Origin of the sequence: Pseudomonas edaphica, from assembly GCF_005863185.1 — a bacterium.
Classification (GTDB): domain Bacteria; phylum Pseudomonadota; class Gammaproteobacteria; order Pseudomonadales; family Pseudomonadaceae; genus Aquipseudomonas; species Aquipseudomonas edaphica.
This window is the reverse complement of the sequence record NZ_VBVZ01000067.1, coordinates 1-17,002: the sequence shown is the minus strand read 5'-3', so window position 1 is coordinate 17,002 and position 17,002 is coordinate 1. Positions and strand designations below refer to the sequence as shown.

Here is a 17,002-nt window from a genome sequence, read left to right as displayed (position 1 = left end):
ACGCCCTGGAAAGCTATGGCTTCGAGTGGGACGGGGAACTGGTCCGGCAAAGCGAGCGGCATGATGCCTACGCCAAAGTCTTGAACGACATGTTCAACCACGGCCTGGCTTACGCCTGTACCTGCTCGCGTAAACAATTGGAGCCCTACCACGGGATCTATCCAGGCCTGTGCCGAAACCTCGGGCACGATCAGCAAGACGCGGCGATCCGCCTGCGCGTTCCAGAGCTGGAGTATCACTTTACCGACCGCGTGCAAGGCGAATTCCGACAGCACCTGGGCCGTGATGTGGGCGATTTCATCATCCGCCGTCGCGATGGCCTGTATGCCTACCAACTGGCAGTGGTACTCGACGATGCCTGGCAAGGTGTCACCGACATCGTGCGCGGCGCCGACCTGCTCGATTCCACGCCGCGCCAGCTTTACCTGCAGGAACTGCTGGGTCTGCGCCAACCGCGCTACCTGCACGTGCCGCTGATCACCCAGCCGGACGGCAACAAGCTGGGCAAATCCTACCGCTCGCCGCCGTTGACACCCGACCAGGCCACACCTTTGCTATTGAGAGCGTTGCGCGCCCTCGGCCAGCAACCCGGCAGCGAACTGCTGCACGCCAGCCCACGGGAACTGCTGGATTGGGGCATTGCACACTGGGACGCCAGCCAGATTCCGCGCACACTCACGCTGGCCGAAGCGCAATTGAGCTGAAGGCGCTTGCAGCTTGCCAAGCATCCGTTACCATCGCGGCAGTTTTTTAATCAGAGGCCAACATGTACATCTATCGATTGGTCCTGCTGCTGGTCGTCGGGATCTACCTGTTTTCCCCGGCCATCATGGATTGGTGGATCGACGCCACGGGCGCCTGGTATCGCCCTTATCTGCTGTGGTTGATCCTGATCGTCGTGACCTTCATCCTGCAGAGCCAAAAAGATGCCGATGAGCTTTAGCCTCACCCAGATGCTGCTGATCAGCGCCGCCTACCTGGCCGCGTTGTTCGGGGTTGCCTGGATCAGTGAGCGCGGAATGATTCCGCGGGCGATCATTCGCCATCCGTTGACCTACACCTTGTCCCTGGGCGTCTACGCCAGCGCCTGGGCATTTTATGGCACGGTGGGGCTGGCCTATCAGTATGGCTACGGCTTTCTGTCCAGCTACCTGGGCGTGTCCGGCGCGTTCCTGCTGGCGCCGGTGTTGCTGTACCCGATCCTGAAAATCACCCGCACCTATCAACTGTCGTCCCTGGCGGACTTGTTTGCCTTCCGCTTTCGCAGCACCTGGGCCGGCGCGCTGACCACGATCTTTATGCTGATCGGCGTGCTGCCGTTGCTGGCCCTGCAGATCCAGGCGGTGGCGGACTCCATCAGCATCCTCACCCGCGAACCGGTGCAGCACCGCGTCGCCCTGGCTTTTTGCGCACTGATCACGCTGTTCACGATTTTCTTCGGCTCACGCCATATCGCCACCCGCGAGAAACACGAAGGCCTGGTGTTTGCGATTGCCTTCGAGTCGGTGATCAAGCTGATCGCCATCGGCGGTGTCGGCCTGTATGCGCTGTATGGCGTATTCGACGGGCCGCAACAGTTGGAGTTGTGGTTGCTGCAAAACCAGACCGCCCTCGCCGCTTTGCACACGCCGTTGCAGGAAGGCCCATGGCGCACGCTGCTGCTGGTGTTCTTTGCTTCGGCCATCGTGATGCCGCACATGTACCACATGACCTTCACCGAGAACCTCAACCCGCGCTCATTGGTCAGCGCCAGCTGGGGTTTGCCGTTATTCCTGCTGCTGATGAGCCTGGCGGTGCCGCTGATCCTGTGGGCCGGCCTCAAGCTCGGCGCCACCACCAACCCCGAATACTTCACCCTTGGCGTCGGTATTGCCGCCAACAGCAAATCCCTCGCATTGCTGGCTTACGTAGGCGGTTTGTCGGCGGCCAGTGGCTTGATCATCGTCACCACGCTGGCACTCTCCGGCATGGCGCTCAATCACCTGGTGCTGCCGCTGTATCAGCCGCCAGCCGAAGGTAATATCTACCGCTGGCTGAAATGGACGCGCCGCGCGCTGATCGTCGCCATCATCATGGCCGGCTATGGCTTCTACCTGCTGCTGGGCGCTGGGCAAGATCTGGCCAACCTCGGCATCGTCGCGTTTGTGGCGACCTTGCAGTTCTTGCCGGGTGTGTTGTCGGTGCTGTACTGGCCAACCGCCAACCGTCGCGGCTTTATCGCCGGGCTGCTGGCAGGCATTCTGGTGTGGATGGTGACCATGCTGCTGCCGCTGGTCGGCAACCTGCAGGGTTTCTACATTCCGCTGCTGAACATGATCTACGTGCTGGATGACACCAGCTGGCACATGGCAGCGATCGCCTCGTTGGCCGCCAACGTGCTGATGTTTACCCTGATCTCGCTGTTCACCAACGCCAGCCCCGAAGAAACCAGCGCCGCCGAAGCCTGCGCGGTGGACAACGTGCGCCGCCCGCAACGCCGCGAGCTGCACGCCGCCTCACCGCAAGAGTTCGCCACCCAACTGGCCAAGCCGCTGGGCGCCAAGGCTGCGCAAAAGGAAGTCGAGCAGGCACTGCGCGACCTTTACCTGCCGTTTGACGAGCGCCGGCCCTACGCCCTGCGCCGTTTGCGCGACCGCATTGAGGCCAACCTGTCCGGCCTGATGGGACCGAGCGTGTCCCAGGACATGGTGGAAACCTTCTTGCCCTACAAGGCCGGCGGCGAAAACTACGTCACCGAAGACATCCATTTCATCGAGAGCCGGCTGGAGGATTACCACTCACGCCTCACCGGCCTTGCCGCCGAACTCGATGCCCTGCGCCGCTATCACCGTCAAACCCTTCAGGAACTGCCGATGGGCGTGTGTTCCCTGGCCAAGGATCAAGAGATCCTGATGTGGAACAAGGCGATGGAAGAACTCACCGGCATCGCCGCACAACGTGTTGTGGGTTCGCGCCTGAATACCTTGGGCGACCCTTGGAAAGAACTGTTGCAAGGCTTTATCAACCTGCCCGACGAGCACTTGCACAAACAGCACCTGGCGCTGGACGGCCAGACCCGCTGGCTCAATCTGCACAAAGCGGCGATCGACGAGCCGCTGGCGCCGGGCAACAGTGGCCTGGTGCTGCTGGTGGAAGACCTGACCGAAACCCAGATGCTCGAAGACAAGCTGGTGCACTCCGAACGCCTGGCCAGCATCGGTCGCCTGGCTGCGGGTGTGGCCCATGAAATCGGCAACCCGATCACCGGTATCGCGTGCCTGGCGCAAAACCTGCGCGAAGAGCGCGAAGAAGACGCTGAAATCACCGAAATCAGCGGGCAGATCCTCGAGCAGACCAAGCGCGTGTCACGCATCGTGCAGTCGCTGATGAGCTTCGCCCACGCCGGCGCCCATCAGAACCATGACGAAGCGGTGTGCCTGGCGGAAGTGGCGCAGGATGCCATTGGGCTGCTGGCCTTGAACCGGCGCAATTTCGAAGTACAGTTTTTTAACCTGTGCGACCCGGACCACTGGGTTGACGGCGACTCCCAACGCTTGGCGCAGGTGCTGATCAACCTGCTTTCAAACGCCCGTGACGCAACGCCCGCCGGCAGTGCGGTACGCGTCAAGAGCGAGGCTTTCGAGCACACGGTCGACCTGATCGTGGAGGACGAAGGCAGCGGTATTCCACAGAACATCATGGATCGATTGTTCGAACCTTTCTTCACCACCAAGGACCCGGGTGAAGGTACCGGTCTGGGCCTTGCACTGGTCTATTCCATCGTTGAAGAGCATTATGGACAAATCACCATCGACAGCCCGGCTGACACCGAAAGCCAACGCGGCACCCGTATTCGGGTGACCTTGCCGCGTCATGTCGAAGCGACGTCCGCTGTGAACTGAGACCGTCGAGAGAATTGAATCAATGCCGCACATTTTGATCGTCGAAGACGAAACCATTATCCGCTCTGCCTTGCGTCGCCTGCTTGAACGTAATCAGTACCAGGTCAGCGAAGCCGGCTCGGTGCAGGAAGCCCAAGAGCGTTTCAGCATTCCCACGTTCGACCTGATTGTCAGCGACCTGCGCCTGCCGGGCGCGCCGGGGACCGAGCTGATCAAGCTTGGCCAGGGCACGCCCGTGCTGATCATGACCAGCTACGCCAGCCTGCGCTCGGCGGTGGACTCGATGAAGATGGGCGCGGTGGACTACATCGCCAAGCCTTTCGATCACGACGAAATGCTCCAGGCCGTGGCGCGCATTCTGCGTGACCGTCAGTCGGCTGGCAGTACGCCGGCCGAACAGCGTCCTGCCGGCAAGGCTGCCGAGAAGCCGGGGGCCGACAACAGCAACGGCGAGATCGGCATCATCGGCTCTTGCCCACCGATGCAGGATCTGTACAGCAAGATCCGCAAAGTGGCGCCGACCGACTCCAATGTATTGATCCAGGGCGAGTCGGGCACCGGTAAAGAGCTGGTGGCCCGCGCTCTGCACAACCTGTCCAAGCGTGCCAAGGCACCGATGATTTCGGTGAACTGCGCGGCGATCCCCGAATCGCTGATCGAGTCCGAACTGTTCGGGCACGAGAAAGGCGCATTTACCGGCGCCAGCGCCGGGCGTGCGGGGTTGGTCGAAGCGGCGGACGGCGGCACCTTGTTCCTCGACGAAATTGGCGAACTGCCCCTGGAAGCCCAGGCGCGCTTGCTGCGCGTGTTGCAGGAAGGCGAGATTCGCCGTGTCGGTTCGGTGCAATCACAGAAGGTCGATGTGCGCCTGATCGCCGCGACCCACCGTGACCTCAAGAGCCTGGCCAAGATCGGCCAGTTCCGGGAAGACTTGTATTACCGCCTGCACGTAATCGCCCTCAAGCTGCCGGCCTTGCGCGAGCGTGGCGCCGACGTGAATGAGATCGCCAGCGCGTTTCTGCTGCGCCAGAGCGCGCGCATCAACCGTACCGACCTCAAGTTTGCCGCCGACGCCGAGCAGGCGATTCGGCATTATTCGTGGCCGGGTAACGTCCGCGAACTGGAGAACGCGGTCGAGCGTGCGGTGATTCTGTCGGAGAGCCCGGAAATTTCTGCCGAGCTGCTGGGTATCGATATCGAGCTGAGCGACCTGGAAGACGACGACTTCATCGGCCTGGCCCCGCAACAGGGCGGTGGCAGCAATACCAGCCATGAGCCGACCGAAGACCTGTCACTGGAAGACTACTTCCAGCACTTCGTGCTTGAGCATCAGGACCATATGACCGAGACCGAACTGGCGCGCAAGCTGGGCGTGAGCCGCAAGTGCCTGTGGGAACGCCGCCAACGCCTGGGCATTCCACGGCGCAAGACCGGGGTAGCCAGCGAAAGCTGAGGGCGCGCCCCCACAGGTAACACCCTCAGATGTGAAAAAACTGTTACCGCAGCCTTTTCACGTAACAGAAGCCGGGGCTTACGGTAACGAAGCCCCGGCTTTTTTTCGCCCTTCCAAAAGCCAGAACCAGCTCAACCCCCCGGTTTTGCTGGGCGGCACAAAAGTTGGCACGCACCCTGCTATATGCTTAGTACAAAAACAATAACAAGCTTTGTACAAGACAATAAAAATAAGACGAATCGACTCACGCATAACAAAAACAACACGGCGGAGGCGCAGCTAACTGATTCTTTTGGAGAGGCGTTGCATTTGGGGCTTGCCCCGCAACCAGGCCGAGAACAACAAAAACTGCCCTAAGGCAGAGCCTGAACTGGTTGGATCGTAGATCAGCAACACAGCGACCAAAGCAATCCGTTTGCTCTTGGCTCCCGATTGGGAGTGTCATGAAGGTGAAACTTCATGGCGAGGGCGATCAACAAAAACAAAAAGCCCGCAACCATAATAAAAATAGAGCACGCAACTACTTCTGGGGGAGCTTCGGCTCCCCTTGTAGTTTCCGGCATTTGACCCGCTCACACCCTTCTTTAAGCTTCTGGCTCAAGCCTTGCAGCTTGTTCCTACACCATCCCTCGACTAAATGCTAGAATCCCGGCCCATCATGCGGTCATTCTTCGTTATGGCCGAACATTCCTTCAAACAGTGCATCCCATGCTGAAGAAGTTGTTCCAGTCATTCCGTTCCCCCTTGCGTCGTACGCAACACATTCGCAGCACGCCTGAAGTGCTTAACAGCAATCAGCATTCATTGCAGCGCGCTCAATTCAGCCGCTATGCAGTGAACATCGTCGAACGTTTGCAGAACGCCGGCTACCAGGCTTATCTGGTGGGCGGCTGCGTACGTGACATGCTGCTCAATATCACGCCCAAGGATTTCGACGTCGCCACCAGCGCCACGCCGGAGCAGGTGCGTGCCGAGTTTCGCAATGCGCGAATCATCGGTCGCCGCTTCAAGTTGGTGCATATCCACTTTGGTCGCGAAATCATCGAGGTCGCGACGTTCCGCGCAGGCCATCCGCAAAACGATGATGAGGAAGACACCAATCAGTCTTCCCGCAACGAGAGCGGCCGCATCCTGCGTGACAACGTGTACGGCACCTTGGAAGAAGACGCGCAGCGCCGCGACTTCACCATCAACGCCCTGTATTACGACCCGGTCAGCGAGCGCATTCTCGATTACGCCAACGGCGTACACGACATTCGCAACAACCTGATCCGCCTGATCGGCGACCCGACGCAGCGTTACCAGGAAGACCCGGTACGCATGCTGCGCGCCGTGCGCTTTGCCGCCAAGCTGAACTTCGGCATCGAGAAACACACCGCCGCGCCGATTCGCGAGCTGGCGCCGATGCTGCGGGAAATTCCTTCGGCACGCCTGTTCGAAGAAGTGCTGAAGTTGTTCCTCTCGGGTTATGCCGCCGATACGTTCGAAATGCTGGTCGACCTGCAACTGTTCGACCCGCTGTTCCCGGCCAGCGCCGAGGCACTGGAATACAACCCCACGTACACCCACACGCTGATCAGCGAAGCGTTGATCAACACCGACCTGCGCATCAAGCAGAACAAACCGGTAACGCCGGCGTTCCTGTTTGCCGCCCTGCTGTGGCCTGCCCTGCCTAAACGCGTATTGCGCCTGCAAGACCGTGGCATGCCGCCGATCCCGGCCATGCAGGAAGCCGCCCACGAGCTGATCGCCGAGCAGTGCCAGCGCATCGCCATTCCCAAACGCTTCACCATGCCGATCCGCGAGATCTGGGACATGCAGGAGCGCCTGCCGCGCCGCAGTGGCAAACGCGCCGACCTGTTGCTGGATAACCCGCGCTTCCGTGCCGGCTACGACTTCCTGCTGCTGCGCGAAAGCGCCGGCGAGCAGACCGACGGCCTGGGCGAATGGTGGACCGACTACCAGGATGCCAATGACAGCCAGCGCCGCGAGATGATTCGCGACCTCGGCAGCAAAGGCGATGGCGAAGGCACTGGCCCAAAAAAACGTCGTCGCAGCGGCACCAAGCGCAAACGCAGCGCGGCCGACGCCTCGGGCGCTGCGGGCGAATAAACGTGGAACGTGTCTACATTGGCATGGGCAGCAACCTGGCTGCCCCGGACCAGCAATTGCGCAGCGCTGTCGAAGCCCTGGCGCAATTGCCCGGCACGGCCCTCGTTGGCGTGTCGGCGTTCTATCAAAGTGACTCCCTGCTCCCGGGCCAACCGCGCTACACCAATGCGGTCGCCGCCCTGGACAGCGATCTTGCGCCACTGGATTTACTCGATGCCCTGCAAGCCATCGAGAACGACCAGGGCCGCGAGCGCCTTGAACGCTGGGGCCCGCGCACCCTGGACCTGGATATCCTGTTGTTTGGCGATCGCCTGATCGACACGCCGCGGCTGAAGGTGCCGCACTATCAGATGCATTTGCGCGCGTTTGTGCTGTACCCGCTGGCAGAGCTGGCACCCGCCGACCTGCAACTGCCCAATGGCCAAACACTTAGCGACTTGCTGGCCGCCTGCCCGTTTGTTGGCCTGGAGCGCGTGCCCCGAGACTGACTCGGTCAATGTGGGACCCGGCTTGCCTGCGATGCGGGCAACTCGGTACACCCGCTATTGCGCGATGATGCCATCGCAGGCACGCCAGCTCCCACCCGTAACAGGGGTAACACCCCACTCGTAACAATGCGGTAACACATCCAATTGACTTCCCGTGTCCTCATCACGACTATAGGCGTCCCGCTGCCGCCAACCCGGCGCTGAAGGGCGCAATCCAGGCCTTATAAGCACTGCTCTCAAGACAGTGCGCCTGTATAAACGAAGACTCACGCGCGTTACTCGCTGTTTCCAAGCGCCTGAACGAGGACCCTTTCCATGCCAGACATTACCCTGACCACCTTGCAGAGCCTGAAGCTCAAAGGTGAAAAAATCACCATGCTGACCTGCTATGACGCCACCTTCGCCCACGCCAGCTGTGAGGCCGGGGTTGAAGTGCTGTTGATTGGCGATTCACTGGGCATGGTTCTTCAAGGGAATGACAGCACCCTGCCGGTCACCACTGACGAACTTGCGTACCACACGGCCAGCGTCAAACGCGGTAACAACGGCGCCTTCATCATCGCTGACCTGCCGTTCATGGGTTACGCCACCCTTGAACAAACCTTCCAGAACGCCGGCAAGCTGATGCAAGCCGGTGCACACATGATCAAAGTCGAAGGCGCGGTATGGCTGGCGGAGTCGATCCGGCTGCTGGCTGAGCGCGGCGTTCCAGTGTGCGTGCACATGGGCCTGACACCGCAGTCGGTGAACATCTTCGGCGGCTACAAGGTGCAAGGCCGCAATGAAGCCCAGGCGCGCCAGATGCGTGCGGATGCCATTGCCCTGGAGCAAGCCGGCGCCGCGATGATCCTGCTCGAATGCGTGCCCAGCGAACTGGCGGCAGAAATTACCCAGGCAGTCAAAGTGCCGGTGATCGGCATTGGCGCAGGCTCGGCCACCGACGGCCAAGTGCTGGTGGTACACGACATGCTCGGCCTGTCGCTGACCGGCCGTGCGCCCAAATTCGTGAAAAACTTCATGGCAGGCCAGGACAGCATCCAGGCAGCCCTGGCCGCCTACGTGAGTGAAGTCAAAGCCGTGACGTTCCCTGGCGAAGAACATGGGTTCTCTGCATGAACATCGTTAAAACCGTAAGAGAACTACGCGCCGCCGTCGCCCACGCGCGCAGTGCCGGCAAACGCATTGGCTTTGTGCCCACCATGGGCAACCTGCACAGCGGCCACGCCACCTTGGTGACCAAGGCCGCACAGCAATCGGACTTTGTGGTGGCGAGCATTTTCGTCAACCCGTTGCAGTTCGGCGCTGGCGAAGACCTGGACAAGTACCCGCGCACGCTGGCGGCCGACCAGGAAAAGCTGCTGCAAGCCGGTTGCAACCTGTTGTTTGCGCCCACCGTTGACGAAATGTACCCCGGCGGCATGACCGGCCAAACCCGCGTCAGCGTTCCGCAACTGTCCGAGGGCCTGTGCGGTGCCAGCCGACCCGGGCACTTCGAAGGTGTGGCGACGGTGGTGAGCAAGCTGTTCAACATGGTCCAGCCGGACATGGCCGTATTTGGCCAGAAGGACTACCAGCAACTGGCGGTCATCCGCGCCATGGTGCATGACTTGAACATGCCCATCCAGATCATCGGCGAGCCCACCGTGCGCGCCGCCGACGGCCTGGCGCTGTCGTCACGCAACGGCTACCTCAACGAAGAACAGCGCGCGATTGCGCCGGTGCTCTACCGCAGCCTCAGCCAGATTGCGGCGGCTATAAAAGGCGGCGAGCAGGATTTCGCCAAGCTGCGTGCCGAGCAGATCGCGCAGATTGAAGCTGCCGGGCTGCGCATGGATTACCTGGAAGTGCGCCAAGGCGTGCACCTGCGTGCGGCCACGCCTGAGGATCGGGATATCGTCATCCTCGTGGCGGCCTATCTGGGTGCGACACGCCTGATCGACAACCTGCATTTGACTCTCAACTGACCCCGCCAGGCACTTCGCCTGTTGCCCTGATCGCTGTGCCGGTATAAAAAAGTACCGGCAACAGCGCAGACAAAGCCAAGACATATCGACACGCTAGGTTTAATGTAATCGCCCTGCGCCATTGTTGGCGCTGACCGGACTCAAACGCCTGATGAAAGACTCAACGTTCCGGATTTAGAAGTGTCCTAAAGGCAAGTCCCCGTAATAAAAGGAAACCCGCAGCGATGGCGTACTACCGCACTCCTCATGACGTTACCGCTCTGCCCGCTTGGCAAGCGCTCAATCAACATCGCCAAGCCATGCAGGATTTCAGCATGCGCGACGCGTTCAATGCCGATCCCCAGCGCTTTTCCCAGTTCACCTTGAGCAGCTGCGGGCTTTTCCTCGATTACTCGAAAAACCTGATCACCAGCGAAACCCGTGACCTGCTGGTGGGCCTGGCCAAAGAAGTCAACCTTAAAGCCGCGATTGACGCGCTGTACGCAGGCGAGCCGGTCAACTCTTCCGAAGGTCGCCCCGCCCTGCACACGGCGCTGCGCCGCCCAGTGGGCGACAAGCTGTCGGTCAACGGCGTAAACATCATGCCGGACGTGCACAAGGTGCTGAACCAGATCACTAACCTGGTCGGCCGCATCCACGACGGCCTGTGGCGTGGTTACACCGAGAAGCCGATCACTGACGTAGTGAATATCGGCATCGGTGGTTCGTTCCTCGGCCCGGAGCTGGTCTCCGAGGCATTGCTGTCCTACGCTCACAAAGGCGTGCGCTGCCACTACCTGGCAAACATCGACGGCAGCGAGTTCCACGAACTGACCCAGAAGCTGCGCGCCGAGACCACGCTGTTTATCGTTTCGTCCAAATCCTTCAACACCCTCGAAACCCTGAAAAACGCCCAGGCGGCCCGCGCCTGGTACCTGGCCCAGGGTGGCTCGGAAGCCGAACTGTACCGTCACTTTATCGCCGTATCGAGCAACAACGCGGCGGCCGTGGCGTTCGGTATCCGTGAAGAAAACATCTTCCCGATGTGGGACTGGGTCGGCGGCCGTTACTCGCTGTGGTCGGCCATTGGCTTGCCAATCGCTCTGGCCATCGGCATGTCCAACTTCAAAGAGCTGTTGTCCGGTGCCTACACCATGGACCAGCACTTCCAGAACGCGCCGTTCGAGCAAAACATGCCGGTGCTGCTGGGCCTGCTGGGCGTGTGGTACGGCAACTTCTGGGGTGCGCAGAGCCATGCGATCCTGCCGTATGACCACTACCTGCGTAACATCACCAAACACTTACAACAGCTGGACATGGAGTCCAACGGCAAAAGCGTGCGCCAGGACGGCACACCGGTGTCCACCGATACGGGCCCGGTGATCTGGGGTGGCGTAGGTTGCAACGGTCAGCATGCTTACCACCAGTTACTGCACCAGGGGACTCAACTGATCCCGGCCGACTTCATTGTGCCGATCGTCAGCTTCAACCCGGTGTCCGACCATCACCAGTGGCTGTACGCCAACTGCCTGTCCCAGAGCCAGGCACTGATGCTCGGCAAGACCCGCAGTGAAGCCGAGGCTGAGTTGCGCGAAAAAGGCCTGCCGGAAGCCGAAGTGCAGAAGCTGGCGCCTCACAAGGTGATCCCGGGCAACCGTCCGAGCAACACCATCGTGGTCGAGCGCATCAGCCCACGTCGCTTGGGCGCACTGGTCGCCATGTATGAACACAAAGTGTTTGTACAAAGCGTGGTTTGGGGCATCAACGCCTTCGACCAATGGGGCGTGGAGCTGGGCAAAGAGCTGGGCAAAGGTGTCTACAACCGCCTGACCGGCGCCGAAGAAACCCTGGCTGACGATGCGTCGACCCAGGGCCTGATCAACTACTTCCGCGGTCGTCACCGCGGCTGAGGCCGGTACACCAAGGCCATCGTCCGTTTGGACGTTGGCCTTGAACCCTCTCCCCACAGCGTGCATCTTTATGCCTTGTCGCTAAAACAAGAATAAGGACCGCTCATGTTCGATATCCGCACATTCCCCCGCGCCGATGACGTCCGCCAGGCCGCGCAGCTCAGTCAAGACGAGTACCAGCGCCTCTACCGCCAATCCATTGAGCAACCCGATACGTTCTGGGCCGAACAGGCTAAGGGTTTCCTCGACTGGATCAAACCCTGGCACACCGTGCAGCACTCGGACATCACTACCGGCGCAGCCCAGTGGTTTGCCGGCGGCCAACTGAACGTCAGCTACAACTGCATCGACCGTCACCTGGCGCAACGCGCCGACCAGCCGGCCTTTATCTGGGAAGGCGATGATCCTGCAAAGTCCTCCAAAATTTCCTACCGCCAACTTCATCAAAACGTCAGCCGCCTGGCCAATGTGCTGAAAAGCCGTGGGGTGAAAAAAGGCGACCGGGTGTGCATCTACATGCCGATGATCCCGGAAGCCGCCTACGCGATGCTGGCCTGCACCCGGATTGGCGCGGTGCACTCGGTGGTGTTCGGCGGCTTCTCTCCGGATGCCCTGCGCGACCGCATCCTCGATGCCGACTGTCGCACCGTGATCACCGCCGATGAAGGCGTGCGCGGCGGCAAGCCGGTGGCCTTGAAAAAGAATGTCGACAAAGCCCTGGCCAGCTGCCCGAACGTCAGCACGGTACTGGTGGTGGAGCGCACGGGGGCGAAACTTGACTGGGTAGAAGGCCGCGACCTCAAGTATCAAGCCGCCCTGGACGCCGCCAGCGCTGATTGCCCGCCCGAGCCGATGGACGCCGAAGACCCGTTGTTTATCCTCTACACCTCCGGCAGCACCGGCAAACCCAAAGGCGTGCTGCACACCACCGGCGGCTACCTGCTGCAAGCGGCGATGACCTTCAAGTACGTGCTCGACTACCGTGACGGCGAAGTGTTCTGGTGCACCGCCGACGTGGGCTGGGTCACCGGCCACAGCTATATCGTGTACGGCCCGCTGGCCAACGGTGCGACGTCACTGATGTTCGAAGGCGTGCCGAGCTACCCGGACAGCTCGCGTTTCTGGCAGGTCATCGATAAACACCAGGTGAATATCTTCTACACCGCGCCCACCGCATTGCGCGCGCTCATGCGTGAGGGCCACGGGCCACTGCAGAACACCTCGCGCGCCAGCCTGCGCCTGCTGGGCAGCGTCGGCGAGCCGATCAACCCAGAGGCCTGGGATTGGTACTTCAACGCCGTGGGCGAGCAACGTTGCCCGATTGTCGATACCTGGTGGCAGACCGAAACCGGCGGCATCATGCTCAGCCCGCTGGTCAGCGCCCAGCGGATCAAACCCGGCTGCGCGACTCAACCGATGTTTGGTGTGCAGCCAGTGCTGCTGGATGAACACGGCAAGGAGTTCAACGGCGCCGGCAGTGGCGTGCTCGCCATCAAGGCCAGTTGGCCAGGGCAGATACGCAGCGTCTACGGCGACCCGCAGCGCATGCTCGACACCTATTTCAAACCCTACCCCGGCTACTACTTCACCGGCGACGGTGCGCGCCGCGATGAGGATGGCGACTACTGGATCACCGGCCGCATCGATGACGTGATCAACGTGTCCGGTCACCGCATCGGCACCGCCGAAGTGGAAAGCGCGCTGGTGCTGCATGACCAAGTGGCCGAAGCCGCTGTGGTCGGTTACCCCCACGACGTCAAAGGCCAGGGCATCTATGCGTTTGTCACCCCAATGAATGGCGTCGAGCCCAGCGATGAGCTGAAAAAACACTTGCTGGCGCTGGTCAGCAAGGAAATCGGCAGCTTTGCCAAGCCGGAACTGATCCAATGGGCGCCCGCCTTGCCGAAAACCCGCTCGGGCAAGATCATGCGGCGCATTTTGCGCAAGATCGCCTGCAACGAACTCGACAGCCTCGGCGACACCTCGACCCTGGCCGACCCGAGCGTGGTGGACGGCCTGATCGATAAACGCCTGAACCGATAGGAGCCACCCAGAGTCGCCATGGAATTTATCCGCAGCCGTATCGAAACCCAGTTGATGAGCCTCACCGGCTTGTCACTCGGCCAACTGGACCTGGAAAACCCCAAGGGCGACCCCGGCCTGTTCGGGCCGGACTCTGTGAGCTGGCAGGTGCATGGCGACTTCAGCAGCATGCTGATCGGCGGCATCAGCGCGTTGATGCTGCAAGCCTTGCACCCGCTGGCCCTGGCCGGCGTGTGGGACCATTCCAACTTTCGCCAGGACATGCTCGGGCGCCTGCGCCGCACTTCGCAGTTTATTTCCGGCACCACGTTCGGCTCGCGCCAGGACGCCGAATGGCTGATTGAGAAGGTGCGCACCATCCACCTGCAAGTGGTCGGGCATGCGCCGGATGGGCGAGCCTATGCGGCCAGTGACCCGGAGCTGCTGACGTGGGTACACGTGGCGGAGGTCAGCAACTTTCTGGCGGCACACCTGCGTTATCGCAACCCGCATCTGTCTGGGCGCGACCAGGACCGCTACTACAGTGAAATTGCCTTGGTTGCCGAGCGACTGGGCGCACGGCACGTGCCGCGTTCACGCCAGGAAATTTCCGATTATCTGGCGCGCATTCGTCCACAACTGCTGTGCGACGATCGCAGCCGCGAAGTGCTGCGCCTGCTGGTCAATGCACCTGCGCCCAGCACCTTGGCCAAACCCTTTGGCAGCTTGATGATGCAGGCCGGCATCGACCTGCTGCCGGACTGGGCCAGCGCTATGCTCGGGCAACACCAAAGCTCGATGCAACGCTTGGTGATCCGCGCGGGTGTGAAGCGCAGCGCGCCCTTGCTGCGCTGGGCGATGCGCAACGGTTCGGTGCAACGCGCCCAGCGGCGGATGGGGTTGATGTAGACGGCGGCCCATAGCTGTTAAACTTCGCGCCCTCTTTACCCGCAAGGCGCGCTCCATGACTCCCTTGAATCAGGCGCTGCGCGCCGCTCTCAACCATCGCCAAGACCTGATCAACGAGTTGCACGTCCAAGGCACAGACTGCTACCGGCTGTTCCATGGCAGCCAGGAAGGCGCCGGCGGCTTGACCATTGACCGTTACGGCCCGCAATTGCTGGTGCAAAGCTTCCACCAGTCGCTACAAACCGAGGAGCTGCTGGACCTGCATCAACAGGTCAACCAGTTCATGGGGCTGGAATTGCAGCTCGTGTACAACGACCGCTCCCGTGGCAACTCGCGCATCGACCGTGAAGACACGGTGTACCGCGCCGAGCCTGCGGCATTGGCAGATCAGGTCGGCCACGAATGGGGCCTCAACTACCGTGTACGCGGCCGCCATGCCGGGCAAGACCCGCTGCTGTTCCTGGACCTGCGCAACACCCGTGGCTGGGTCAAGGACCACAGCGCCGGCAAAAGCGTGCTGAACCTGTTCGCCTACACCTGTGGCGTAGGCTTGAGCGCCGCAGCCGGGGGCGCAAGCGAGGTGTGCAACCTGGACTTCGCCGAAGGCAACCTGGCGGTCGGGCGCGAAAACGGCCTGCTCAACCCGCACTTGCCGACCATGGAATTCGTGCAGTCCGACTACTTCCCGGCGATTCGCCAACTGGCCGGTTTGCCGATCACCCAGCGTCGTGGCCAGAAGCTGCCGAGTTATCCACGCCTTGAGCAGCGCCAGTTCGACCTGGTGCTGCTCGACCCACCGGCCTGGGCCAAGAGTGCTTTCGGCACCGTCGACCTGTTGCGCGATTATCAGAGCCTGCTCAAGCCCGCACTGCTGACCACCGCCGACAATGGCGTGTTGATCTGCTGCAACAACCTGGCAAAAGTCAGCATGGATGACTGGCGTGAGCAGGTGCTGCGTTGCGCCGAAAAAGCCGGCCGCCCGGTACGCGAGTGGCAAATCATGACGCCTGGGGCTGACTTCCCGTCCCTGGATCAGCAGCCACCGTTAAAAACACTGATCCTGCAGTTGTAGTACTTTTCCCAAGGAGTCCAGTACTTCGGAACCGAAAACCCGTGCCATACTCCAAGGCACTCTCGTTCTACATAGATGGCGTCACTCATGCCCAAAGGATTGATCCGCGCCGCTGGCGCCTTGTTGACCGCCCTGGCTCTGTACAGCTTGCTGGGCTTTCTGATTCTGCCGGGCATTGCCCTTCGCATTGCCAACCAACAACTGGCCAATTACGCCACGGTGCCGGCCCGTATCGAGCGTATCGAGCTCAACCCGTTCAGCCTGGAACTGACGGTGTGGGGCCTGAAGCTCGGCGAGCCGGGTAAGGAGCAAGTCGGTTTCGAGCGCCTGTACGCCAACCTGCAGATCGACAGCCTGTGGACGCGCGCGCTGCACCTGGCAGACGTACAACTGGACCAGCCGAAGACCGAAGTGCTGTTCGACAAAACCGGCCAGTTGAACCTGGCGCAGCTGTTCAAGCTGCCGCCGAGTGAGCCGACCCCGGTCGACCCGAATGCCAAGCCGTTCCCGCTGCGCATCGACAGCATCAAGCTGGCCGGCGGCTATGTGTATTTTCGCGACCTGCGCCCCAGCGAGCCAATCGAATTTCTTTACGACAAGCTCGACTTCGAGCTGAAAAACCTCAGCACGTTGCCCGAAGACAATGCCGACATGACCCTGGTGGCGGCCGGCCCAGAGGGCGGTCAGATCGATTGGAAAGGCAATTTCAGCCTGGTGCCGATCACTTCCGAAGGCACCTTGAAAGTCACCGATGGCAAGATGAAAGCCTGGTGGCCCTATGTGCGGGATGCCCTGCCGCTGGTACTTGAAGACGGCGTGTTGAACTTCAGCACCGACTATAAATTCAGCCTGGCCAAAGAAACCGAACTGAACCTGACCAACACCGCCGCCAGCATCGCGCCCTTTGCGATCAAGGCGCCGGATGGCCGGCCACTGGTGCGCCTGGAGCGCCTGGACGTCAGCGACACCACGGTGGACCTGGCCAAGCAGCAAGTGGTGGTCGGCAAGATCCGCAGCAACAAACTGGAAACCTGGGCCGCCCGCGAAGCCGATGGGCAACTGGACTGGCAGAAACTGTTTGCCAGCCAACCGAGCAAACCGGCCAAGGAACTCAAGCCTGCCAGCGCGCCTGCAACCGCCGATACGCCAAACGCCACACTTGCCGCACCGAGCTATGCCTGGCAAGGGCGGCTCAAGGACGGTCAACTGCGC

General features: G+C 61.1%; 13 protein-coding genes. All 13 read left to right on the top strand.

Features of this window, described 5'->3' with window-relative positions:
• A partial coding sequence (gluQRS, locus tag FEM54_RS06955) for a tRNA glutamyl-Q(34) synthetase GluQRS (protein ID WP_138450144.1) occupies window positions 1-704 on the top strand: 704 nt, incomplete at its 5' end.
• 62 nt (window positions 705-766) lie between these two features.
• On the top strand, window positions 767-943 hold the full coding sequence (locus tag FEM54_RS06950) for a hypothetical protein (protein ID WP_003176118.1): 177 nt from the start codon (window positions 767-769) through the stop codon (window positions 941-943).
• Window positions 927-3,881: a sensor histidine kinase gene (locus tag FEM54_RS06945; protein WP_017139235.1), complete on the top strand. Its 2,955-nt coding sequence runs from the start codon at window positions 927-929 to the stop codon at window positions 3,879-3,881. Before FEM54_RS06950 ends, FEM54_RS06945 begins: the two co-directional genes overlap by 17 nt.
• Window positions 3,882-3,903: 22 nt before the next feature.
• Window positions 3,904-5,334: a sigma-54-dependent transcriptional regulator gene (locus tag FEM54_RS06940; protein ID WP_099547645.1), complete on the top strand. Its 1,431-nt coding sequence runs from the start codon at window positions 3,904-3,906 to the stop codon at window positions 5,332-5,334.
• A gap of 708 nt (window positions 5,335-6,042) precedes the next feature.
• Window positions 6,043-7,446, top strand: coding sequence for a polynucleotide adenylyltransferase PcnB (locus tag FEM54_RS06930; protein WP_017139237.1), 1,404 nt, complete (start codon window positions 6,043-6,045; stop codon window positions 7,444-7,446).
• A 2-nt stretch (window positions 7,447-7,448) separates the two neighbouring features.
• Entirely contained in the window at window positions 7,449-7,934 is a 486-nt protein-coding gene (folK, locus tag FEM54_RS06925; RefSeq protein ID WP_138450142.1) for a 2-amino-4-hydroxy-6-hydroxymethyldihydropteridine diphosphokinase, read from the top strand.
• 315 nt (window positions 7,935-8,249) lie between these two features.
• Window positions 8,250-9,050: a 3-methyl-2-oxobutanoate hydroxymethyltransferase gene (panB, locus tag FEM54_RS06920; protein WP_017139239.1), complete on the top strand. Its 801-nt coding sequence runs from the start codon at window positions 8,250-8,252 to the stop codon at window positions 9,048-9,050.
• Window positions 9,047-9,898 (top strand): pantoate--beta-alanine ligase, encoded by an 852-nt coding sequence (gene panC, locus FEM54_RS06915; protein ID WP_138450141.1) that lies wholly within the window; start codon window positions 9,047-9,049, stop codon window positions 9,896-9,898. The genes panB and panC overlap by 4 nt, the downstream gene beginning before the upstream one ends.
• 224 nt (window positions 9,899-10,122) lie before the next feature.
• Entirely contained in the window at window positions 10,123-11,787 is a 1,665-nt protein-coding gene (pgi, locus tag FEM54_RS06910) for a glucose-6-phosphate isomerase (protein ID WP_138450139.1), read from the top strand.
• A gap of 105 nt (window positions 11,788-11,892) precedes the next feature.
• The gene (gene acs, locus FEM54_RS06905) at window positions 11,893-13,830 is read left to right on the top strand and encodes an acetate--CoA ligase (RefSeq protein ID WP_138450137.1); all 1,938 of its coding nucleotides are present in this window, start codon (window positions 11,893-11,895) and stop codon (window positions 13,828-13,830) included.
• Window positions 13,831-13,848: 18 nt separating this feature from the next.
• Entirely contained in the window at window positions 13,849-14,718 is an 870-nt protein-coding gene (locus FEM54_RS06900; protein ID WP_099547641.1) for an oxygenase MpaB family protein, read from the top strand.
• 55 nt (window positions 14,719-14,773) lie between these two features.
• On the top strand, window positions 14,774-15,790 hold the full coding sequence (locus FEM54_RS06895) for a class I SAM-dependent rRNA methyltransferase (RefSeq protein WP_099547640.1): 1,017 nt from the start codon (window positions 14,774-14,776) through the stop codon (window positions 15,788-15,790).
• A gap of 87 nt (window positions 15,791-15,877) precedes the next feature.
• Window positions 15,878-17,002, top strand: a 1,125-nt coding sequence (locus tag FEM54_RS06890; RefSeq protein ID WP_138450135.1) for a DUF748 domain-containing protein, incomplete at its 3' end; no start/stop codon positions are given.

Excerpts from the sequence above, each read along its gene's own strand:
- FEM54_RS06895 (WP_099547640.1), top strand. The coding sequence starts at position 14,774 with ATGACTCCCTTGAATCAGGCGCTGCGCGCCGCTCTCAACCATCGCCAA.
- FEM54_RS06950 (WP_003176118.1), top strand. The coding sequence starts at position 767 with ATGTACATCTATCGATTGGTCCTGCTGCTGGTCGTCGGGATCTACCTG.
- FEM54_RS06900 (WP_099547641.1), top strand. The coding sequence starts at position 13,849 with ATGGAATTTATCCGCAGCCGTATCGAAACCCAGTTGATGAGCCTCACC.
- acs (WP_138450137.1), top strand. The coding sequence starts at position 11,893 with ATGTTCGATATCCGCACATTCCCCCGCGCCGATGACGTCCGCCAGGCC.
- FEM54_RS06945 (WP_017139235.1), top strand. The coding sequence starts at position 927 with ATGCCGATGAGCTTTAGCCTCACCCAGATGCTGCTGATCAGCGCCGCC.
- pgi (WP_138450139.1), top strand. The coding sequence starts at position 10,123 with ATGGCGTACTACCGCACTCCTCATGACGTTACCGCTCTGCCCGCTTGG.
- FEM54_RS06930 (WP_017139237.1), top strand. The coding sequence starts at position 6,043 with ATGCTGAAGAAGTTGTTCCAGTCATTCCGTTCCCCCTTGCGTCGTACG.
- FEM54_RS06940 (WP_099547645.1), top strand. The coding sequence starts at position 3,904 with ATGCCGCACATTTTGATCGTCGAAGACGAAACCATTATCCGCTCTGCC.
- panC (WP_138450141.1), top strand. The coding sequence starts at position 9,047 with ATGAACATCGTTAAAACCGTAAGAGAACTACGCGCCGCCGTCGCCCAC.
- panB (WP_017139239.1), top strand. The coding sequence starts at position 8,250 with ATGCCAGACATTACCCTGACCACCTTGCAGAGCCTGAAGCTCAAAGGT.